Source organism: Nocardioides sp. Leaf285 (genome assembly GCF_001422955.1).
Lineage (GTDB): Bacteria > Actinomycetota > Actinomycetes > Propionibacteriales > Nocardioidaceae > Nocardioides > Nocardioides kribbensis.
The window spans coordinates 147,514-169,215 of the sequence record NZ_LMNH01000002.1; the positions used below are offsets into that span (position 1 = coordinate 147,514).

Genomic DNA, 21,702 nt, shown 5'->3' on the forward strand with positions numbered 1-21,702 from the left:
CGACCGACCGCGCCGGGGCCGACCACGGCGTCGGTCCCGGCGTCGGTCCCGGCGCCGCCCCCGGGGCGGGCAGGAGCGGTGCGATGGCCCCCTTCGACGTGACCGGCCCGCTGCCGACCGGCACCACCCTGCTCGAGGCCAGCGCCGGCACCGGCAAGACGTGGACCGTGGGCGCGCTGGTGACCCGCTACGTCGCGGAGGGCCTGGCGCGGCTCGACGAGATGCTGGTCATCACCTTCGGCCGCGCCGCCAGCCAGGAGCTGCGCGAGCGGGTGCGCGAGCAGCTGGTGGCAGCCGAGCGCGCTCTCGGCGACCCCGCGCACGTCGCCCCCGACGACGCCCTGCTCACGCTCCTGGTGCACGGCACGGCGTCGGCGCCCGTCGACGACGCGGGGCGGGCGGAGCGCCGCCACCGGCTGCGCGACGCCCTGGCCGGTTTCGACGGCGCGACCATCGCCACCACCCACCAGTTCTGCCAGCTCGTGCTGCGCTCCCTGGGGGTCGCCGGCGACACCGACACCGGCGCCACGCTGGTGGAGTCGCTCGACGACCTCGTGGTGGAGGTCGTCGACGACCTCTACCTCGCCCGCTTCGGCCACCTCCCCGACGCGCCGCCCTTCGACCGCGCCACCGCGCTCGAGCTGGCCCGGGCCGCGGTCGGCGACCCGCAGGCCCGGCTCGTGCCCGACGGCGGCCCCGGCTCCGAGCCCGCCCCCGACCCGGGCACGCCGGGCGGCGCCCGGCTCGTCTTCGCCGGCGCCGTGCGCGCGGAGGTCGACCGGCGCAAGCGCCGCCTGGGGGTGCTCGGCTACGACGACCTGCTCAGCCGGCTCGCCGGCGCCCTCGAGGCCGACGACGCCCCGGCGCGCGAGCGGATGCGCGCGCGCTGGCGGATCGTGCTCGTCGACGAGTTCCAGGACACCGACCCCGTGCAGTGGCAGGTGCTCGACCGCGCCTTCTCCGGGGCCGCCACCATGGTGCTCATCGGCGACCCCAAGCAGGCCATCTACGCCTTCCGGGGCGGCGACGTCGTCGCCTACCTCGCGGCCGCCTCCACCGCCACCCACCGCGCGACCCTCGCCACCAACTGGCGCAGCGACGACGGGCTCGTGCGCCGGCTGCAGACCGTGCTGCGCGGCGCCGCGCTGGGCCACCCCGAGATCGTGGTGCGCGACGTCGCGGCCCACCACGGTGCCGACGGCGCCCCGCCCCGCCTCGCCGGCGCGCCCCACCCCTCGCCCTTCCGGCTGCGCCAGGTCCTGCGGCCGGGCTTCCGGCTGCTGCGCTCCGGCGACATCCGTGCCGCCGACGCCCGCGAGCACGTCGCCCGCGACTGCGCGGGCGACATCGCCGCGCTGCTGGCCTCCGACGCCACCTGGGAGGGCCGCCCCCTGCGCGCCGCCGACGTGGCCGTGCTCGTGGCGACCCGCGACCACGGGCTGCTCGTGCAGCGCGCGCTGGCCGGGCGCGGGGTGGCCTCGGTGGTCGCCGGTGGCGGCCACGTCTTCGCCACGCCCGCCGCCGACGACTGGCTGGCGCTGCTGGAGGGCCTCGAGCAGCCGCACCGCTCGGGCCGGGTGCGGGCCGCCGCGCTCACCTGCTTCCTCGGCCACGACGTGGCCGACCTCGACGCCGACGGCGACCCCCGGGCCGACTCCCGGGCCGACTCCCTCACCGACGCCGTCTCCGACACCCTGCGCGGGTGGGCGCTGCTGCTGCGCGGCCGGGGGGTGGCGGCCCTCGTGGAGGCCGCCGAGGAGCGCGGCCTGAGCGCCCGCGTGCTCGCCGGGGTCGACGGCGAGCGGCTGCTCACCGACCTGCGCCACCTCGCCCAGGTGATGCACGAGGTCGTCGTGCGCGAGCAGCTCGGGCTCACCGCGCTGCTGCAGTGGTTCCGCGACGAGCGGCGCCGCACCGCCGGCACCGAGCGCCCGCGCCGCCTCGACAGCGACCTCGCGGCGGTGCAGATCGTCACGGTCCACGGCAGCAAGGGGCTGCAGTACCCCGTGTGCTACCTCCCCTTCCTCTTCCAGACCTTCGTCCGCCCCGTCGAGGTCGCCCGTTTCCACGCCGGCCACGACCGCGCCCTCGACGTCACCGGCTCCGGGCCGCACTGGGCCGCGAGCGCCGCCGCCCACCAGCGTGAGGACGCCGGGGAGGAGCTGCGCGACCTCTACGTCGCCCTCACCCGCGCCCAGGGCCAGGTGGTGGCCTGGTGGGCCCCGACCAGGAACACCGCCGACGGCGGCCTGCACCGTCTCCTGCTCGGCCGCCAGCCCGGGGTGGCGGTGGTGCCCGACCAGCAGCCCGTGCGCGACGACGACTACGTCACCCGCGTCCTCGGGCTGCTCGAGGAGCTCGGCGGACCCACCCGCGAGGAGTCGGTGGTCGCCGAGGCCGCCGTCACGGCCCGGGCCACCGACGATGCGCCGCTCAGCCTGAGGCGCTTCGGGCGCGCCGTCGACGCCGAGTGGCGCCGCACCTCCTACTCCGGCCTGATCCGGGTCGAGGAGGAGCAGGCGGGCCCGGCCGGCCCGGCCACGCCGGGGGTGGTCAGCGAGCCCGAGGAGCCCGGTCTGCAGGACGAGGCGACGCTCGCCGGCGACGCCCTGGCCGCGGTGTCCGCCGCGGACGCCGCCGCGGCCCTCGAGCCGGGCGACCCGGTCGCGGACGCCGAGGCGGCCGTGGTCTCGCCGATGGCCGACCTGCCCGCCGGAGCCGGCTTCGGCAGCCTGGTCCACGCGGTGCTCGAGCACGCCGACCCCGACGCGCCCGACCTGCTGGCCGAGCTGCGCGGGCACACCGTCGAGCAGCTGCGCTGGTGGCCCGTCGACGTGCCCGCCGACGACCTCGCCCAGGCCCTCGTGCCGCTGCACCGCACGCCGCTCGGCCCGTTGCTCCCGGGGCTGACCCTGGGCGACATCGGTCTGGGCGACCGGCTGCGCGAGCTCGACTTCGAGATCCCGCTCGACGGCGGCGACGTGCGCGGGCGGCCCGCCGAGGTGCACCTGCGCGGTCTCGGGCGGCTGCTGCGCCAGCACCTCCCGGCCGACGACGCGCTCGCGCCGTACGCCGCGCGACTGGAGCAGCCGCTGCTGGGTGGGCAGGTGCTGCGGGGCTACCTCTCGGGATCGGTCGACGTGGTGCTGCGCGCGGAGGTCGACGGCGCGACGCGCTTCGTCGTGGTCGACTACAAGACCAACCTGCTCGGCGAGCCCGGCCGTCCGCTCACCGCGGCCGACTACGCCCCCGACCGGCTGCGCGAGGCCATGCTGCACTCGCACTACCCGCTCCAGGCGCTGCTCTACTCCGTGGTCACCCACCGGTTCCTGCGTTGGCGCGTGCCCGGCTACGACCCGGCGGTGCACCTGGGCGGCGTGGCCTACCTCTACGTCCGTGGCATGTGCGGACCCGAGACCCCCGTCGTCGACGGCCACCCCGCCGGCGTCTTCAGCTGGCGCCCGCCCGCCTCGCTCGTGGTGGCCGCCTCCGACCTGCTGGCGGGTGCGCCGTGATCGAGCTCTTCGACGTCGAGGACCCCCACGACCCGCGCCTGGCGCGCGGCGCCGCGGGGCTGCTGCGCGACTTCAACCTCGCGGGTGTGCTGACCGCCGCCGACGTCCACGTCGCCGAGCGCGCGTGCGCACTGGCCGGGGAGACCGACGAGGAGGTGCGCCTCGCGCTGGCCCTGGCCGTGCGGGCCGTGCGTCACGGGTCGGTCTGCGTCGACCTCGCCGACCTGCTCGACCCCGCCGACCTCGCCGCCGCCCCCGAGGTGGCCGACCTGCCGTGGCCCGAGGCGACCGGGTGGGCCCAGCGGGTCGCGGCCGGGCCGCTGGCCGCCGCCGGGGTGGTGCGCGTCGAGGGCAGCCTGCTCTACCTCGACCGCTACTGGCGCGAGGAGGGGCAGGTGCGCGACGACCTGCTGACCCGCGCCGGGCGCGCGGCGCCGACGGTCGACGAGCGCACCCTGCGCGCCGCGGAGGTGCGGGTCTTCCCCCACGACGGCTTCGACGAGCAGCGGGCCGCCGCGCGCACCGCCGCCGGCCGCTGGACCACCGTGCTCACCGGCGGGCCCGGCACCGGCAAGACCACCGCGGTCGCGGGCCTGCTGGCCATGCTCGCCGAGCAGGCCGAGGCCACCGGCTCCCTCCCGCGGGTGGCGCTCACCGCGCCCACCGGCAAGGCCGCCGCGCGGCTCCAGCAGGCCGTCGCCGAGGCCTCGCTGACCCTCGACGAGGAGGACCGGGCGCGCCTCGCGCCGCTCGCGCTCACCGCCTCGACCCTGCACCGCCTGCTGGGCTGGCGCCCGGGCTCGCGCACCCGCTTCCGCCACCACCGCGGCAACCGGCTGCCGCACGACGTGATCGTCGTCGACGAGACCTCGATGGTGTCGCTGACCCTCATGGCCCGCCTGGTCGAGGCCGTGCGGCCCGAGGCCCGGCTCGTGCTGGTGGGCGACCCCGACCAGCTGGCGTCGGTCGAGGCCGGGGCCGTGCTCGCCGACCTCGTCGGCGGGCTCGCCGAGCGCGACCCCGGCGCCGTGGTCGCGCTGCGCACCTCCCACCGCTTCGGCGCCGGCATCGGGCGCCTGGCGGAGGCCGTGCGCGTCGGCGACGCCGACCGCGTCGTGGCGCTGCTCGCCGAGGGCGGCGAGGAGGTCGAGTGGATCGACCCGGGGCCCACCGCCGCCGGCGCGCCCCCCGGAGCCGTGGCGGCGCAGGCACCGGGGCCGGGGACGGCCCTGCTGCGTGAGGTGCTGCTGCGCCACGCCCTCGACCTGCGCGAGGCCGCAGCGGCGGGCGACGTCGAGACCGCGCTGGCCGTGCTCGAGCGCCACCGGCTCCTCTGCGCCCACCGCCAGGGCCCCTACGGCGTGCAGCACTGGAACCGTCAGGTCGAGCGCTGGGTCGCCGAGGCCACCGAGACGCCGGTCGGCCCCGGCTGGGGCCAGGAGTGGTACGTCGGACGCCCCCTGCTGGTGACCGCCAACGACTACGGCCTGCACCTCTTCAACGGCGACACCGGTGTCGTGGTCGCCGGGCCCGAGGACCCCGACGGGTCCACGTCGCAGGACCAGACCGCGGGGCGGGCCGACCGTCGCGGTCGGGGCGGGCCCGCCCTGCGCGCGGTCGTCGCCGGGGTGGGCGACCACCTCGAGCTCAGCCCCTCGCGCCTGGGTGACGTCGACACGATGCACGCGATGACGATCCACAAGAGCCAGGGCAGCCAGGCCGACGAGGTGACCGTGCTGCTGCCGCCGGAGGACTCCCCGCTCCTGAGCCGCGAGCTGTTCTACACCGCGGTCACCCGGGCCCGTCGGCGCGTGCGCGTGGTCGGCACGGAGTCGGCCGTGCGGGCCGCCGTCGAGCGCCGCGCACGGCGCGCCACGGGCCTGCGCCAGCGGCTGGCCGGCGCCGACACCCCCCCTGCGGAGGGGCCCGCAGTGCGGACAGCGGGAAATCCGCCGGCAACACCGACGCACTAGGGTCGCGGCGTGTCCTTCCTGCTGCGTGTCGAGCTGCCCGACGTCCCCGGATCGCTGGGACGCCTCGCGGGCGCCATCGGTGAGGCCGGGGGCGACATCGAGGCGATCGAGATCGTCGAGAAGCGCCACGACGGCACGGCCCTTGACGACGTGCTGCTCGAGCTGCCGCCCACCGCCATGCCCGACACCATCGTCTCGGCCTGCAACGCGCTCGCCGGCGTGCGGGTGGTGTGGATCAGCCGCTACGGCGCCGGTGGCAACCTCTTCCTCGACCTCGAGGCCGTCGAGGACCTCACCACCAACCCGAGCGAGGCCCCCGACCGGCTGGTCGACCTGCTGCCGGTGGTCTTCCGCTCCGACTGGGCCGCGCGGGTGCACCGCTCGCAGGGCGTCACCTACGCCACCGCGGCGGCCCCCGCCGTGCTCCCCTTCGTCGAGGTCGAGCGCGCGGCGCGCCTCGAGGTCGAGGGCGAGGAGACGACCATCCACGTCGGCGCCCGGCTCTCGGGCAACGAGATCGTCGTCGTCGGGCGCCGCGGCGGCCCGGAGTTCCTCGACTCCGAGGTCGCCCGGATCGGCCACCTGGCCGGCCTGGCCATGACCATCGCCCGGCCCTGACCCGGTGACCCTGATCCGGTGGGCCTGACCTGGTGGGCCTGACCCGGCCCGAGCGGGCCGGGTCTCAGTCGGTGCGCTCGAGCAGGAAGACCGGGATCTCGCGGTCGGTCTTCTCCTGGTACTCGGCGTACGGCGAGTAGACCGCCACCGCCCGCTCCCACCACACGGCGCGCTCCTCGCCCTCGGCCACGCGCGCCCGGTAGGTGTGGGGCTCGGGGCCGTCCTGGAGCTCGACCTCGGGGTGGGCCAGGAAGTTGTGGTACCACGTCGGGTGCTCGGGGGCGCCGCCCTTGGAGGCGACCGCGGCGTAGACGCCGTCGTGCTCGACGCGCATCACGGGGTTCTTGCGCAGCTTGCCGGACTTCGCGCCCCGCGAGGTGATCACCACGATCGGCCAGTCGGGGCGGTCGGGCAGCGTGTTGGCCTCGGCGCCGCCGGTGGCCTCGTAGCGCTCGACCTGCTCGCGGACCCACTTCTCGGGGCTCGGCTCGTACTCTCCACTCAGTGCCATGGGGCCAGAAGACCACGCGGCGCGGCGGTATTCCAGACCCCGGCGGGTCGCAGCGGCCCACGGCGATAGCCTGCCCGCATGAGCGCCATCGACGGGGTGTCGGAGATCTTCGACGCCGAGGCCTGGGACGTCGTGCCCGGCTTCGAGGACCTGACCGACCTGACCTACCACCGCGCGCGGGCGCACGGCACGGTGCGGGTGGCCTTCGACCGCCCCGACGTGCTCAACGCCTTCCGCCCCCACACCGTCGACGAGCTGCTGCGGGTGCTCGAGCACGCCCGCACCACCAGCGACGTCGGCTGCGTCCTGCTCACCGGCAACGGCCCGGCCGAGCGGCACGGCAAGTGGGCCTTCTGCACCGGCGGCGACCAGCGCATCCGCGGCCGCGCGGGCTACCAGTACGCCGAGGGCGAGACCGTCGAGACCGTCGACAAGGCCCGCCTCGGGCGCCTGCACATCCTCGAGGTGCAGCGGCTGATCCGCTTCATGCCCAAGGTCGTCATCTGCGTCGTGCCGGGCTGGACCGCCGGCGGCGGCCACAGCCTCCACGTCGTGTGCGACCTGACCCTGGCCAGCCTCGAGCAGGCCCGCTTCAAGCAGACCGACGCCGACGTCGGCTCCTTCGACGGCGGCTTCGGCTCGGCCTACCTCGCCCGCCAGGTGGGCCAGAAGGTCGCCCGCGAGATCTTCTTCCTCGGCCAGGAGTACTCCGCCGAGGACGGCGTGCGCATGGGCACCGTCAACCGCGCCGTGCCCCACGCCGAGCTAGAGGCCACCGCCCTGGAGTGGGGCCGCCTGGTCAACGGCAAGTCGCCCACCGCCCAGCGGATGCTGAAGTACTCCTTCAACGCCATCGACGACGGCCTCGTGGGCCAGCAGCTCTTCGCCGGTGAGACCACCCGCCTGGCCTACATGACCGACGAGGCCCAGGAGGGCCGCGACCAGTTCCTCGAGAAGCGCGAGCCCGACTGGTCGCCCTTCCCCTGGTACTACTGAGCCGCGCCGCGATCGCGTCCTACTGATCGTTGCGACCACTGGCAGGGCGTCATGACTGTCAGGTAGAGGTCGCAACGGTCAGTAGGACGCGCGCCGCCCGTCCGGGGGACGGCTAGACCGGGTGGACCGGGCGCGGGCGTTCGGGCCCGGCGGGGGCGCGGACGGCTCCATACTGGCGCGGGCCCGCGATCGCGGGCAGCCAGGTCGACCGCCGAGGTGTCCCGTGCCGCGTCCCACCCGTCAGCCCTCCACGTCGTCGCCCGCCCGTCGCGCGGGCCTCGCGCTCGCCGCGGCCGTCGCCCTGCTGGCCGCGGGCTGCAGCGGCTCGGTCAGCGCCGGCACCGACCCCGGCACGGTCGCCCAGGAGGAGCTCGAGACCCAGGTCGCGGGCTTCATCACCGGGGCCGACGCCGACACCATCGACGTCGCCTGCGAGGGCGACCTCGACGCGGAGGAGGGCGCCTCGCAGGAGTGCGGCGCCACCGCCGAGGGCGACCCGCAGGAGACCAACATCCGTGCCACGGTGGAGACCGTCAACGAGGACGACGTCGACTTCTCCATCGACCTCTACGTCACCGCCGCGGCCCTGGCCGACTTCGTGGCCGACTACGTCGAGGACCAGGGCATCACCGTGGACTCCGTCGAGTGCTCCGACGACCTCTCGGCCACCCCGGGCGACACCTCGCGCTGCGAGATCGCCTCGCCCGACGGCGAGGGCGCCGTGGAGGCGACGTCGACGGGCAACGACGGCCTCCAGGTCATCTTCGACATCGTCGACGCGGGCTGAGCGGCGCACGCCCGGACGAGGGGGCTCCCGGGTCGAGGTGCGGTCGCTCCGCGGACGCAGCGGGGCGCCCCGCGCGCAGGGACCCCCTAGGGTGGCGGCCGTGAGGATCGTCGTGCTGACCGGGGCGGGCATCTCCGCCGAGAGCGGGGTGCCGACCTTCCGCGACGCCGACGGGCTGTGGGAGGGCCACCGCGTCGAGGACGTCGCCACCCCGGAGGCCTACGTCGCCGACCCGGTGCTGGTGCACGAGTTCTACGACGCGCGCCGCGCCGCGCTCGCCGGCGTGGTGCCCAACTCCGCCCACCGCGCGCTCGCGCGGCTGGAGGAGGCGCTGGGCGACGACCTGCTCGTGGTGACCCAGAACATCGACGACCTGCACGAGCGCGCCGGCTCCACCCGGGTGCTGCACATGCACGGCGAGCTGCTCAAGGCGTGGTGCCTGGCCTGCGAGGGCCGTCACCCCTGGGACGGCCCGATGGGCGGCGACCCCGCCTGCCCCGGCTGCGGGGCCCCGGCGCTGCGGCCCGACGTGGTGTGGTTCGGGGAGATCCCCTACGAGATGGACCGCATCCTCGACTCCCTCGGCCGCGCCGACCTCTTCGTCTCCATCGGCACCTCCGGCGCGGTCTACCCCGCCGCCGGCTTCGTGCAGCAGGCCGCCCGCCACGGTGTGCCCACCCTCGAGCTCAACCTGCAGCCCAGCGAGGGCACCGCGTGGTTCCGCGAGGCCCGTCACGGCCCCGCCGGCGTCCTCGTGCCCGCCTGGGTCGAGGACCTCCTCGGCCCCGCCGCCGACTGACCCGCCCCGCGCCGCCACCGGTCACGCCGCGCCGCCCTGCGCTCACGCCCCGTCAGCGCATCTGCCGCCCGTCACGACGGGCTGGCAGAGGAGGCGACCCGGCGTCACAGCTGCGCGGGGGGAGCGGGCTCGGTGCCCGACCAGGCGGCCCAGAGGCGGGCGTAGGGGCCGCCGGCGGCGACGAGGTCGGCGTGGGGGCCGTCCTCGACGACGCGGCCGGCCGCCATGACGACCACCCGGTCGGCGCTGGCGGCCTGGGTGAGCCGGTGGGCGATCGTCAGCGAGGTGCGGCCACGGGTGACGGCGAGGGCAGCGGACTCGAGGTCGCGGGCGCCGGCGGAGCCGGCCTCGGCGGTGGCCTCGTCGAGCACGACCACCAGCGGGTCGGCCAGCACGACGCGGGCCAGCGCGAGCTGCTGGGCCTGGGCCGGGGTGAGGGGGTGGGCGGAGGCGCCCACCGCGGTATCCAGCCCCTCGGGTAGCGCCCGCACCCAGCCGAGCGCGCCGACGGCGTCGAGGGCGTCGACCACCTCGGCCTCCTCGGCCCCGGGGTGGGCCAGGGTGAGGTTGTCGCGCACGCTGCCGGTGAAGACGTGCACCTCCTGGCTCACCAGCGCCACGGTCGGTCGGCCCGCGCGACCCGGCGCGACGACCCGGTCGGCGGGCAGGCCCCCGACCAGCACCTCCCCGCGGGTGGGGGCGAGGCGCCCGGCGACCACCGAGCCGAGGGTGGTCTTGCCCGCGCCGCTGGCCCCGACGACGGCCACGCGCTGCCCGGCGGGCACCCGCAGCGACACCCCGTCGACGGCCGGGCGGCCCTCGGCGTACTCGTGGGTGAGGTCGCGGACCTCTAGGGTGGTGTCGGTGCCGGCACGGGTGCCGTGGGGCGGCACGCGCGCGGGCAGCAGGGCGAGGCCGGCGAGGCGGGTCAGCGAGGCGCCGGCCGACTGGGCGGCGTCGAAGAGGAAGAGCACGGCGCCGATGGGGTTGAAGAGCCGGTGGAAGTACAGCCCCGCGGCGGTGACCTCGCCGACGCTGGCCTCCCCGGCGCGCACCAGCAGGAAGCCCGCGACGAGCACCAGCAGCAGGCCCACCAGCTCGGCGCGGTTGAGCCGCAGCCCGAAGCGGGTGAAGAAGCCGACCACGTCGAGGGAGATCCGCGCCGAGGCCCACGAGGCGGCGTCGACCTGCTCCTGGTGGGCGGCGGAGAGGCCGTGGGCGCGCAGCGTGCGGCTGCCGTGCACGCCGGTGAGGAAGGCCTGCGCGCGCACGCCGTTGGCCTCGCGCTCGCGCTGGTAGAGGGGGGCGGAGCGGGGGAGGTACCACCGCAGCGCCCGCACGTACGCCGGGGCCGTCAGCAGCCCGGCCAGCCCCAGCCGCCAGTCGAGCGCGAAGAGCCCGCCGGCGGTGAGCACGATCGCGAGCGCCGAGCCCACGAGCAGCGGCACCACCTCGGTGAGTGACTGCGCGACGAGGCGCACGTCGTCGCCGACGCGGCTGAGCAGGTCGCCGCTGCCGGCCTCCTCGACCGTGGCGCCGTCGAGGTGCAGCGCCCGGTCGAGGGCCTGCTCGCGCAGCTCGGCCAGCGCCGGCTCGCCGGCCCGTGCGAGGCGGCCCGTGGCGAGCGCGGTGCCGACCATGACCACGACGGCGGCGCCGAGGATCCACAGCGCCGAGCGCACGACGTCGTCGCGGCTGCCGCCCTCGGCGACGGTGTCGACGACGGCGCCGAGCTGCCAGGGCGCGACGAGACCGGCCAGCCCGACGAGCACGTAGAGCCCGGCGGTGAGCGCGACGTCGAGGCGACGACGGCGCAGCAGGGTCAGCGTCAGCCGGGCGGCCTCGCGGGGGGTGGAGCGGGGGAGCAGGGTGGTCATCGCAGCACCGCCTCGCGGTAGGCGCTGTCGTCGCGCACCAGCTGCGCGTGGGTGCCGGTGGCCCTCACCCGCCCCGCGTCGAGGTGCACGACGCGGTGGGCGCGAGCCAGCAGCACCGGGCTGCTCGTGAGCAGCAGCGTCGTGGGCGCGCCACTCGCGGCGGCCGCCGCCCCCTGCTCGCCCGGGTGGCGCTCCGCGACGAGGGCGGCGGCGATGCGGTGCTCGGTGGCGGCGTCGACGGCGGTGGTGGGGTCGTGGAGCACGAGCACGGGGGCCGGCGCGGCGAGGGCGCGGGCCAGCCCGACCCGCTGGCGCTGCCCGCCGGAGAGCGTGGTGCCGCCGACCGTGACCGGCTCCTCCAGACCGCCCGCGCAGTGGGCGACCACCTCGTCGGCGGCCGAGGCGACGAGCACGGCCGCGAGGCGCTCGTCGTCGAGGCGGCCGCCGGGGTCGACGTTGCTGCGCAGGGTGCCCTCGAAGAGGTCGACCTGGTGGTCGGCGACCAGCAGCAGCCGGCGGGTCTCGGCCAGGGTCAGGTCGGTGAGCGGCGTGCCGCCGAGGCGCACCTCGCCGCGGTCGGGGCGCAGCTCGCCGCGCAGCAGCCGCGCCAGGGCGGCGGCGTCGGCGGGGTCCCCGGCCACGACGGCGACCAGCTCGCCGGGCTCGGCGCGCAGGTCCACGCCCCGCAGCGTGCCGCTGTGGACGTCGCGGAGGGCGAGGTCGGCCGGGCCGGTGGCCGCGGCCTCGCCCGCGAGCAGCAGCCGGGGCGTGGCGAGCACCGTGACGAGGCGGTCGGCCGAGGCCCGCGACTGGGCGAGCTGGGCCACGAAGTAGGCCAGGGTCTGCAGCGGCTCGGCCACGAACTGCGCGAGGCCGACGACCGCGATCAGCTCCCCGATGCTCAGCGCCCCGTCGAGGGCGCGCGAGCCCGCCACGAGGGCGACCACCACCAGCACGACGCCGCTGAGCCCCTGGGTCGCGCCGTACAGCAGGCCCTCCCAGCGGGCGGCGGCGACGCTGGCCTCGGCGGCGCGGTGGCTCTCGCGGCGGTAGCGCGCCAGCGCGACGTCCTCGGCGCCGATGCCCTTGAGCGGGCGCAGGCCGGTGACGAGGTCGGTGGCGATGCCGGTGGCGCGTCCGAGCGCCTCCTGGCGCACCGCGCTGCGGCGGGTGAGGGGGCCGGCCAACAGGTGGTTGACGAGCAGCGCGACCGGTACGCCGACCAGCACCACCAGCGTCAGCACCAGGTCGATGCGGGCCAGCACCACCGCGGTGACCGCGAAGCCGACCACCGCCGCCACCGCGAACCACGCCTGGCGCAGCACCGCCGCGGCCTGGTCGGCGTCGCCGGTGGCCACCGCGAGCAGGTCGCCGGGCACCTGGTCGGCGCGGGCGCCACGGGGGTCGAGCAGGTGGCCCGACACCTCCGTGCGCAGCCGGTGCCCCTCGCGCTGCAGCGCGCCCTCACCGACGATCGCGCCGCCGCGGTAGCTGAAGGCCAGGGTCGCGAAGAGGGCGCAGAGCACCCCGCCCCACAGCGCCAGCGCCGACCAGGAGCCGGTGGCGACGGCGCGGTCGACGACCACGCCGATCATCACCGGCACCATCGCCTCGCACACCTGCCACACCGCGATCAGCGCCGACGCGCCGCCGAGCCGGGGGGCGTTGCGCCGCAGCGCCCGCCGCAGCAGCGCCCCGCCGGTGGCCGGCGCGGGAGCGGGGGTGGTCGGCACCGGGTAAGGCTAGCCTTACTTGTCCCCCGCCGAGCGGGTGGGGCGTGCCGCGGACGCGTCAGGCCGGCTCGACCACCGCGCCCGCGTGGGCGGGCAGGGTGAGCGTGCCGGAGACGTCCAGGGCGACCCCGTCGGCGGTGGCCAGGAGCACCTCGCCCGGGCCGGTGGTGACCACGACGGGCCGGTCGCCGAGGTTGGCGACCACGCGCAGCGAGCCGCGGCCCATGGTGACCAGCCGGGCCGCCTCGTCGACCTCGCAGGTGGTGGCGCCGAAGGCGGGGTCGGTGAGCTCGGGCCGGGCCCGGCGCAGGGCGACGAGGCGGCGGTAGAGGTCGAGCACGCGGGCGTGCACGCCGTCGCCGGCCGCGGGGTCCTCGACCTGCGACCAGTCCAGCTTCGAGCGCTCGAAGGACGCGGGGTCCTGCGGGTCGGGCACGGCGTCGGGGTCCCAGCCCATCTTCGCGAACTCCGCGATCCGTCCCTCGGCGGTCGCCTTGCCCAGCTCGGGCTCGGGGTGGCTGGTGAAGAACTGGAACGGCGTGGAGGCCGCCCACTCCTCGCCCTGGAACAGCATCGGGGTGAAGGGTCCGGTGAGCGTGAGCAGCGCGGCCAGACCGAGGCCGCCCTCGTCGAGGTGCTCGGTGAGCCGGTCGCCGACGGCGCGGTTGCCGATCTGGTCGTGGTTCTGGTTGCAGACCACCAGGCGCCAGGTCGGCATGGTCGCGGTGTCGACGGGCCGGCCGTGGTCGGCCTCGCGGAAGGAGCTGTAGGTGCCGTCGTGGAAGAAGCCGCGGGTGATCACCTTGGACAGGGCCTCGAGCGGCTCGAAGTCGGCGTAGTAGCCGGTGGTCTCGCCGGTGAGCGCGACGTGCACGGCGTGGTGGAAGTCGTCGCTCCACTGCGCGTCGAGACCGCGCCCGCCGCCCTCGCGGGGGGTGACCATGCGGGTGTCGTTGAGGTCGGACTCCGCGATCAGCGTGAGGGGGCGGCGCAGGTGGGCCGACAGCGCGGCGACCTCGAGGCCCATCTCCTCCAGCAGGTGCACCGCGGAGGTGTCCTGCAGCGCGTGCACGGCATCGAGGCGCAGCGCGTCGACGTGGTAGTCCTCGAGCCACATCGCGACGTTGTCGAGGATGTAGCGGCGCACCTGCGCCGAGCCCTCCTGGTCGAGGTTGACCAGGTCGCCCCAGGTGTTGCGGCCCTCGGTGAGGTAGGGGCCGTAGAGCGGCAGGTAGTTGCCGGAGGGGCCGAGGTGGTTGTAGACGACGTCCTGCACCACGCCGAGCCCGGCGGCGTGGCAGCCGTCGACGAAGCGCTGGTAGGCCTCGGGCCCGCCGTAGGACTCGTCCACGGCGTACCAGGCGACGCCGTCGTAGCCCCAGTTGTGGGTGCCGTTGAAGGCGTTGACCGGCATCACCTCGACGAGGTCGACGCCGAGGTCGACCAGGTGGTCGAGGCGTCCCAGCGCGGCGTCGAGGGTGCCCTCGGGGGTGAAGGTGCCGACGTGGAGCTCGTAGACGACCGAGCCCGCGAGCTGGCGCCCGGTCCAGGCGCCGTCGCCCCAGGCGTACGCCGAGGGGTCGAAGCTGCGCGAGAGGCCGTGGACGCCGTCGGGCTGGCGCCGCGAGCGCGGGTCGGGCCGCGGGGTGTCGTCGTCGTCGAGCAGGTAGCCGTAGTCGACGGGGCCGGAGTCGGCGCCGGGCACCGCGCCGGCGGGGGTCCACCATCCGTCGTCTCCGCGGGTCATCGCCACCGGCTCGGCGCCGGCGACGTGCAGCCGCACCCGCTCGGGCACGGGCGCCCAGACGTCGAAGGGCCCCCGCGCGGGTGCACGGGTCGTGCCGGTCGTGGATCCGGTGGTCCCGGTCATGTCAGTCCTCCCTCACCAGCAGCGCGACGGGGTAGGTCGCGAGCACGTCGTCGAGCGCGAGCCCCTGCTCGTCGGCGGTCACGACGCGGTCGGAGACCACGTCGCGCCACGCGCCGGCCGGCAGCTCGAGCCGGGTGTCCTGCCAGCCGCCGCGCCCGGCGAGGCCGGCGGGCAGCCGCGTGGCCACGGTGACCGCGCCGCCGCGGTCGAAGGCGAGCACGTGGTCGGCCGCGGGGCCGCTCGCGCGCACCCCGTCGTACGACGAAAAGAGCTCGGGCCGCCCGCGGCGCAGGCCGAGGGCTCGGGCCGTGACGCGGAGCTTGGCCGCGCCGTGGTCGTCGACCGAGGCGGTCAGCGGCGGAGCCCCGGCGCCGTCGGCGGCGACCTCGGCGAGCAGCGCGACGCGGTCGTCGAAGTCGACGGGGCGCCGGTTGTCGGGGTCGACCAGCGACTGCTCCCACAGCTCGGAGCCCTGGTAGACGTCGGGCACGCCGGGCATGGTGATCGCCACCAGCTTGGCGGCCAGCGCGTTGCTCCAGCCCGGCCCGGTGACCTGCGCGAGCAGGCTGTCGAGCACGGCACGGACCTCGGCGGAGTCGATCGCGGCGTCGACGGCGGCGTGGACCGCCGCCTCGTAGGCCTCGTCGGGCTCGGTCCAGGTGGTGCGGTCACCGGCCTCGCGCATCGCCTTCATCGCGTACCCGTGGAGGCGCTCGCGCAGGTCGGCGGGCACCTCCCCGGTGACCCCGGCGCCGTCGGTGCTGGCCGGCCAGGCGCCCAGCACGGCCTGCCACAGCAGCGAGCCGAAGCCGGGGTCGGGCAGCGGCGCGAGGGCCAGCAGCCGCTCCAGCGCGGCGGCCCAGTCCTCGGGGCGCTCGGCGAGCACGGTGATGCGGGCGCGCACGTCCTCGCCGCGCTTGGTGTCGTGGGTCGACAGCGTGGTCATGGCGTGGGGCCACTCCCGCTGCCGCTCGGTCATCGCCTCGTGGAAGGCGGTGACGGGCAGGGCGAAGACGCTGGGGTCGCCGCCGACCTCGTTGAGGGAGGTCAGGCGCGACCAGCGGTAGAAGGCGCAGTCCTCGACGCCCTTGGCCATGACCATGCCGCTGGTCTGCTGGAAGCGGCGCGCCGGCGGGTGCCAGATGTCGCCGAGCACGGGGCGCAGCACGTCGAGGGTGCCGGCCAGGTCGGGGCGGTGCTCGCGGGCCAGCGCGAAGGCCTCGTCGAGGTGCTCGACGCCGTCGGGCAGGTAGGAGCGGTAGACGGGGAAGCAGGCCAGCAGCTCGGCCACGGCGTCGACGACCGCGGCCTCGGGGGCCTCGGTGGTGACCCGGCGCACCTCGCGGGTGATCCGGCGCACCTCGCTGCCGAGGATGCCGTCGGCGACCTCGCGCTTGGTGTCGTGGATCATCGCGGCCCAGTCGACCTCGTGGCCGCGCAGGCGGGTCTCGAGCGCGTCGAGCGGCGCCTGGCCGGCGGGGTCGGTGAGCACGCGGTCGAGGTGGCCCAGGGCGTCGTAGCCGGTGGTGCCGTCGGTGGCCCAGGAGTCGCTGAGCCGCTCGCCGGGCTCGAGGATCTTCTCGACGAGCACGTAGGCGCCGCCGGTGAGGTCGCGCAGGTCGTCGAGGTAGCGCTGGGGGTCGCGCAGGCCGTCGGGGTGGTCGACGCGCAGGCCGTCGACGAGGCCCTCGGTGAACCAGCGGCGGATCTCGCGGTGCGACTCGGCGAAGACCTCGGGGTCCTCCACGCGCAGCGCGGCGAGGGTGTTGACGGCGAAGAAGCGGCGGTAGTTGAGCCCGTCGTCGGCGGTGTGCCAGCTGACGAGCTCGTAGTGCTGCAGCGCGTGGACGGCCTGCGGGTCGTCGCCGCCCGGGGTGCCGGGGCCGGCCGTGCCGGGGGCCACGGGGTAGTGGTTGTCGTGGTAGAGCAGCTCGCCGCGGTCGGGGGAGAGGGTGAGGTGGCCGATGGGTCCGCCGTCGCCCTCGGGCAGGTCGTCGTCGCCGACGACCGGGATCCGGATGCGGCCGTCGCCGGCGGCCCAGTCGACGTCGAAGGCGGTGGCGTGCTCCGACTCGCGGCCGAGCTTGAGCACGTCCCACCACCACTGCTCGTCGGTGGGCGTGGCCACGCCGACGTGGTTGGGCACGATGTCGACGAGCACGCCCAGCCCGAGCCGGCGGGCCTCGGCCGACAGCGCGGCCAGGCCCTCGGCGCCGCCGCGGGACTCGTCCACGCGGTCGTGGGCGACCACGTCGTAGCCGTGGTCGCTGCCGGGCTCGGCGGCCAGCAGCGGCGAGAGGTAGACCCAGTCGACGCCGAGGTCGCGCAGGTACTCCAGCCGCCCCGCCGCGGTGTGCAGGTCGAAGTCCTCGGTGATCTGCAGGCGGTACGTCGACACCGGTCGCCGGGTGCCGCCGGCGGGGGTGGCGCCGGGTCCGGACCCGGGGGAGGTCCCGGCCATCAGACGCCCTCGGGGCCGCCGGCGGCGGTCTGCTCGGTGGTGGTGGTCAGCGCCTTGACCGAGGCGGCCACGGAGCTGTCGGGCTCGGGCTCGACGTCGGCGTGCTGCTGGAGCACGACGACGCTGCGCCCGGTCAGCGGCAGGGTGGCGCCGGCGTCGAGGGACTGGCCCCGCTCGTGGCCGCCCGCGGTGTCGATGACGATGCTCCAGCGCTCGGCGTACTCACCGGGGGGCAGGGTGACCTCGACGTCCTCCGCGCAGGGGTGGAAGTAGAGCAGGAAGTGGTCGTCGACGATGCGCTGGCCGCGGGCGTCGAGACCCGCGATGCCCTGGCCGTTGAGGTACATGCCGATCGCTCGGCAGCCGCCCTCGGCGTCGCCGGCCTCCCAGTCGCCGTCGCCCATGGGGCGGCCCTCGGTGTGCAGCCACACGATGTCGTCGAGGCGCTCGCCGTCGTCGGAGCGCACCTCGTTGCCGGTGAAGAAGCGCTTGCGGCGGAAGGTCGGGTGCTCGGCGCGCAGCCGCGCGACGGAGGCGGTGAACTCCACCAGCGGCTCGTCGAGGCGGTCCCAGTGCATCCAGGCGATCTCGGAGTCCTGGGCGTAGGTGTTGTTGTTGCCGTCCTGGGTGCGGCCGGCCTCGTCGCCGTGCAGCAGCATCGGCACGCCCTGGGAGAGCAGCAGGGTGGTGAGGTAGTTGCGCTGGGTGCGGGCGCGCAGCTCGAGCACGGCCTCGTCGTCGGTGGGGCCCTCGACGCCGTGGTTCCACGAGCGGTTGTGGCTCTCGCCGTCGTTGTTGTCCTCGCCGTTGGACTCGTTGTGCTTCTCGTTGTAGGAGACGAGGTCGCGCAGCGTGAAGCCGTCGTGGGCGGTGACGAAGTTGATGCTGGCGAAGGGGCGGCGCCCCGAGTGCTCGTAGAGGTCGGAGGAGCCGGCCAGGCGGCTGGCGAAGTCGCCCAGGGAGGGCTCGCCGCGCCAGAAGTCGCGCACGACGTCGCGGTAGGCGCCGTTCCACTCCGACCACTGGGGCGGGAAGCCGCCGACCTGGTAGCCGCCGGGGCCGACGTCCCAGGGCTCGGCGATGAGCTTGACCTGGCTGACCACCGGGTCCTGCTGCACGAGCTCGAAGAAGGTGGCGAGGCGGTCGACCTCGTAGAACTCGCGGGCCAGGGTGGAGGCGAGGTCGAAGCGGAAGCCGTCGACGTGCATCTCGGTGACCCAGTAGCGCAGCGAGTCCATGATCAGCTGCAGCGAGTGGGGGTGGCGGACGTTGAGGCTGTTGCCGGTGCCCGTGTAGTCCATGTAGTAGCGCTGGTCGTCCTCGACCAGTCGGTAGTAGGCCTGGTTGTCGATGCCCTTGAAGCTCAGCGTGGGGCCGAGGTGGTTGCCCTCGGCGGTGTGGTTGTAGACGACGTCGAGGATGACCTCGATGCCCTCGGCGTGCATGGCCTTGACCATGGCCTTGAACTCCTGCACCTGCATCCCGCGGCCGTGCTCGTCGCGCGCGGCGGCGGCGTAGTCGGCGTGGGGGGCCAGGAAGGCCAGGGTGTTGTAGCCCCAGTAGTTGCGCAGGCCCTTCTCGAGCAGCGTGTTGTCCTGGATGAACTGGTGCACCGGCATCAGCTCGATCGCGGTCACCCCGAGCCGCTTGAGGTGGCTGGTGACCGAGGGGTGGGCCAGGCCGGCGTAGGTGCCGCGCAGCGCCTCGGGCACGTCGGGGTGCAGCTCGGTCAGGCCCTTGACGTGGGCCTCGTAGATGACCGTCTCGTTGTAGGGCACGTGCGGCTTGCGGTCGCCCTCCCAGTCGAAGAAGGGGTTGATGACGACGCCGAGCATCATGTGGGCGGCGGAGTCGTCGTCGTTGCGCGACTCCTCGTCGCCGAACTCGTAGGCGAAGAGGCTGGGGTCCCAGTCGATCTCGTGGGTGGTCGCCTTGGCGTAGGGGTCGAGCAGCAGCTTGTTGGGGTTGCAGCGCAGGCCCTGCTCGGGCGCCCAGGGGCCATGCACGCGGTAGCCGTAGCGCTGGCCGGGCTGCACCTGCGGGAGGTAGCAGTGCCAGACGTGGGCGTCGACCTCGGTCAGCTCCAGGCGGGTCTCAGTGAAGTCCTCGCCGCTGCCCTCGAAGAGGCACAGCTCCACGCGCTCGGCGACCTCGCTGAAGAGGGCGAAGTTGGTGCCGCTCCCGTCGTAGGTCGCTCCGAGCGGGTAGGCGTGGCCGGGCCAGATCTCCATGGGTACTCCGTGCTGGTTCTCGAGGGTGCGGGTGGGGGTCCAACCTTGGATCGATCAAAGCATGACGGGCCGGTGGCAGGCCCACCCCTGAGGGGGGCAGGGCGTGACCCACCCCTCTCCCGGGGTGTCTTCACCCCTCGGTTACCCACCGGTAGCCTGGCGCCATGAAGCGCGCGATCTACGACGAGGACCACGAGGCGTTCCGGGCATCGGTGAAGGAGTTCGTCGACCGCTCCGTCACCCCGCACGCCGAGGAGCACCTGGAGGCCAAGGGCCTGCCCCGCGACTTCTGGCTCGAGGCCGGCAAGCAGGGCCTGCTCGGCCTCGAGGTGCCCGAGCAGTACGGCGGCATGGGCGCCGGCGACTACCGCTTCAACGCGGTGCTCACCGAGGAGCTGTCGAAGGTCAACGCCTCGCTGCCCTCCTGCGTGGGCATCCACTCCGACATCGTGGCGCCCTACCTCGTGGAGCTGACCACCGAGGAGCAGCGCCAGCGCTGGCTGCCGGGCGTGGCCAGCGGCGAGCTGCTCACGGCCATCGGCATGACCGAGCCCTCCGGCGGCTCCGACCTCGCCGCGCTCAAGACCACCGCGGTGCGCGACGGCGACCAGTGGGTGCTCAGCGGCTCGAAGACCTTCATCACCAACGGCTACTCCGCCGACCTCGTCGTCGTGGCCGCCCGCACCTCCCCGGAGAAGAAGGCCAAGGGCATCACGCTCTTCGGCGTCTCCACCTCGCTGCCCGGCTTCTCGCGCGGACGCAAGCTCGACAAGGTCGGCCAGCCCGAGTCCGACACCGCCGAGCTGTTCTTCGAGGACCTGCGCCTCACCGACGACGACGTCGTGGGCGAGCTCGACCAGGGCTTCATCCACATGATGCAGAACCTCCCGCAGGAGCGGCTCAACTGCGCGGTCTCCAACCTGGCCCACGCCAAGCAGATCCTCGCCGAGACCATCGTCTACGCCCAGGAGCGCAAGGCCTTCGGCCAGGGCATCGGCTCCTTCCAGCACAACAAGTTCCTGCTCGCCGAGCTGGTGACCCAGATCGACGTCACCCAGTCCTTCGTCGACGAGTGCGTGCTCGCCCACACCCGCGCCGAGCTGACCCCCATCGACGCCGCCAAGGCCAAGTGGTGGACCTCGCAGGTGCAGAACGACGTGCTCGACCACTGCGTGCAGCTGCACGGCGGCTACGGCTTCATGAACGAGTACCGCGTGGCTCGCGCCTGGAAGGACGCCCGCGTCTCGAAGATCTGGGCCGGCTCCAACGAGATCATGAAGGAGCTCATCGGCCGCGACCTCGGCCTCTGAGCGCCGCGGTGCGGCTCCGGCCGGCCCGTCGAGGGGGGCGGGCAGCCCAGCCTCGCCTTGCTTGTCGTGGGCGGCGGCCGGGGTCATGATCGGCGCGTGACCACCGACCTGGACCACGGCGCCGACGGGCTCCCCCTTGAGCCCGGCCCCCACGCCGACGAGCCGCACGTCGAGGGCCGCAACAACCGCCTCAACTGGCTGCGCGCCGGGGTGCTCGGGGCCAACGACGGCATCGTGTCGACCGCCGGCATCGTGATGGGCGTGGCCGGCGCGACCACCGACCGCACCGCGATCCTCGTGGCCGGCGTCGCCGGCCTGACCGCCGGCGCGCTCAGCATGGGCGCGGGGGAGTACGTCTCGGTCAGCACCCAGCGTGACGCCGAGGAGGCGCTGCTGGCCAAGGAGGAGCGCGAGCTGCGCGAGGACCCCGAGGACGAGCTGGCCGAGCTGGCGGGGCTCTACGTCGACAAGGGCCTCTCGCAGGACCTCGCGCTCCAGGTCGCTCGCCAGCTCACCGCGCACGACGCCCTCGGCGCGCACGCAGAGGCCGAGCTGGGCATCGACCCCGAGGACCTCACCAGCCCCTGGTCGGCGGCCTTCGCCTCGATGGTCGCCTTCACCCTGGGCGCGCTGCTCCCGCTGCTGACCATCACCCTCGTGCCGGCCTCGCTGCGGATCTGGGTCACCGTCGTCTCGGTCGCCCTCGCCCTGGCCCTCACCGGCTGGACCAGCGCCCGCCTCTCCGACGGCCCCCCGCAGCGCGCCCTGGCGCGCAACGTCGCCGGCGGCCTCTTCGCCATGGGCGTCACCTACCTCGTCGGCGCCCTGCTCGGCACCCGCATCGGCTGACCGAGCGCCGGGGCCCGGCCGGAAAACCCGTCGACCCCGCGGGCGGTCGGCTCCTAGCATCGCCGGGTGCCCCCGGCCCCGCTGCTCCTCCCCGTCGCGCCGACGCTGCCGACCTCGCCGACCTCGCCGACCTCGCCGGCCTCGCCGGTCCCACCCGCCCGGTCGGCCGCCT

At 75.3% G+C, this 21,702-nt stretch carries 14 protein-coding genes; 8 read left to right on the forward strand and 6 right to left on the reverse strand.

Annotation, left to right across the window (positions count from 1 at the left end; translation table 11 throughout):
* Window positions 1-83: 83 nt before the first annotated feature.
* From ASF47_RS05905 to ASF47_RS05915, 3 genes are read left to right on the forward strand one after another with little or no spacing between them, the layout of a single operon-like run.
* Complete coding sequence (locus tag ASF47_RS05905) at window positions 84-3,515, forward strand: UvrD-helicase domain-containing protein (protein WP_056863536.1); 3,432 nt, start codon at window positions 84-86, stop codon at window positions 3,513-3,515.
* Window positions 3,512-5,488 carry an exodeoxyribonuclease V subunit alpha gene (gene recD / locus ASF47_RS05910; protein WP_082500069.1) on the forward strand — a complete coding sequence of 659 codons (1,977 nt, stop codon included), beginning with the start codon at window positions 3,512-3,514 and terminating at the stop codon, window positions 5,486-5,488. The genes ASF47_RS05905 and recD overlap by 4 nt, the downstream gene beginning before the upstream one ends.
* A 9-nt stretch (window positions 5,489-5,497) precedes the next feature.
* A complete protein-coding gene (locus tag ASF47_RS05915; RefSeq protein WP_056863107.1) occupies window positions 5,498-6,106 on the forward strand; it encodes an ACT domain-containing protein in 609 nt (202 codons plus the stop codon).
* Between the two features lie 64 nt (window positions 6,107-6,170).
* Here ASF47_RS05915 and ASF47_RS05920 read toward each other — a convergent pair whose 3' ends face one another.
* Complete coding sequence (locus ASF47_RS05920) at window positions 6,171-6,617, reverse strand: nitroreductase family deazaflavin-dependent oxidoreductase (protein ID WP_056863108.1); 447 nt, start codon at window positions 6,615-6,617, stop codon at window positions 6,171-6,173.
* A gap of 78 nt (window positions 6,618-6,695) precedes the next feature.
* Between ASF47_RS05920 and ASF47_RS05925 the strand changes: the two genes are divergently transcribed.
* The 3 genes from ASF47_RS05925 to ASF47_RS05935 all read left to right on the forward strand — a co-directional run bounded on the left by ASF47_RS05925 (window position 6,696) and on the right by ASF47_RS05935 (window position 9,199).
* A complete protein-coding gene (locus ASF47_RS05925) occupies window positions 6,696-7,613 on the forward strand; it encodes a 1,4-dihydroxy-2-naphthoyl-CoA synthase (RefSeq protein ID WP_056863109.1) in 918 nt (305 codons plus the stop codon).
* A gap of 223 nt (window positions 7,614-7,836) precedes the next feature.
* Window positions 7,837-8,400, forward strand: a complete 564-nt coding sequence (locus ASF47_RS05930; protein WP_056863110.1) for a DUF4333 domain-containing protein — start codon at window positions 7,837-7,839, stop codon at window positions 8,398-8,400.
* Between the two features lie 100 nt (window positions 8,401-8,500).
* Window positions 8,501-9,199: an NAD-dependent deacylase gene (locus ASF47_RS05935; RefSeq protein ID WP_200918973.1), complete on the forward strand. Its 699-nt coding sequence runs from the start codon at window positions 8,501-8,503 to the stop codon at window positions 9,197-9,199.
* Window positions 9,200-9,303: 104 nt separating this feature from the next.
* Here ASF47_RS05935 and ASF47_RS05940 read toward each other — a convergent pair whose 3' ends face one another.
* The 5 genes from ASF47_RS05940 to glgX are packed head-to-tail and all read right to left on the reverse strand — an operon-like array spanning window position 9,304 to window position 19,371.
* Complete coding sequence (locus tag ASF47_RS05940; protein WP_056863112.1) at window positions 9,304-11,076, reverse strand: ABC transporter ATP-binding protein; 1,773 nt, start codon at window positions 11,074-11,076, stop codon at window positions 9,304-9,306.
* Window positions 11,073-12,809: an ABC transporter transmembrane domain-containing protein gene (locus ASF47_RS05945; RefSeq protein ID WP_056863113.1), complete on the reverse strand. Its 1,737-nt coding sequence runs from the start codon at window positions 12,807-12,809 to the stop codon at window positions 11,073-11,075. Before ASF47_RS05945 ends, ASF47_RS05940 begins: the two co-directional genes overlap by 4 nt.
* A gap of 58 nt (window positions 12,810-12,867) precedes the next feature.
* On the reverse strand, window positions 12,868-14,679 hold the full coding sequence (treZ, locus tag ASF47_RS05950) for a malto-oligosyltrehalose trehalohydrolase (RefSeq protein ID WP_056863114.1): 1,812 nt from the start codon (window positions 14,677-14,679) through the stop codon (window positions 12,868-12,870).
* A 1-nt stretch (window position 14,680) separates the two neighbouring features.
* Window positions 14,681-17,140 carry a malto-oligosyltrehalose synthase gene (gene treY / locus ASF47_RS05955; RefSeq protein WP_056863115.1) on the reverse strand — a complete coding sequence of 820 codons (2,460 nt, stop codon included), beginning with the start codon at window positions 17,138-17,140 and terminating at the stop codon, window positions 14,681-14,683.
* Window positions 17,140-19,371, reverse strand: a complete 2,232-nt coding sequence (glgX, locus tag ASF47_RS05960) for a glycogen debranching protein GlgX (RefSeq protein ID WP_056863116.1) — start codon at window positions 19,369-19,371, stop codon at window positions 17,140-17,142. Before glgX ends, treY begins: the two co-directional genes overlap by 1 nt.
* Window positions 19,372-19,535: 164 nt before the next feature.
* On the opposite strand from glgX, the gene ASF47_RS05965 reads away from it, so the two are divergent.
* Window positions 19,536-20,681: an acyl-CoA dehydrogenase family protein gene (locus ASF47_RS05965; RefSeq protein ID WP_056863117.1), complete on the forward strand. Its 1,146-nt coding sequence runs from the start codon at window positions 19,536-19,538 to the stop codon at window positions 20,679-20,681.
* Window positions 20,682-20,777: 96 nt separating this feature from the next.
* Entirely contained in the window at window positions 20,778-21,530 is a 753-nt protein-coding gene (locus ASF47_RS05970; RefSeq protein WP_056863118.1) for a VIT1/CCC1 transporter family protein, read from the forward strand.
* Window positions 21,531-21,702 lie beyond the last annotated feature (172 nt).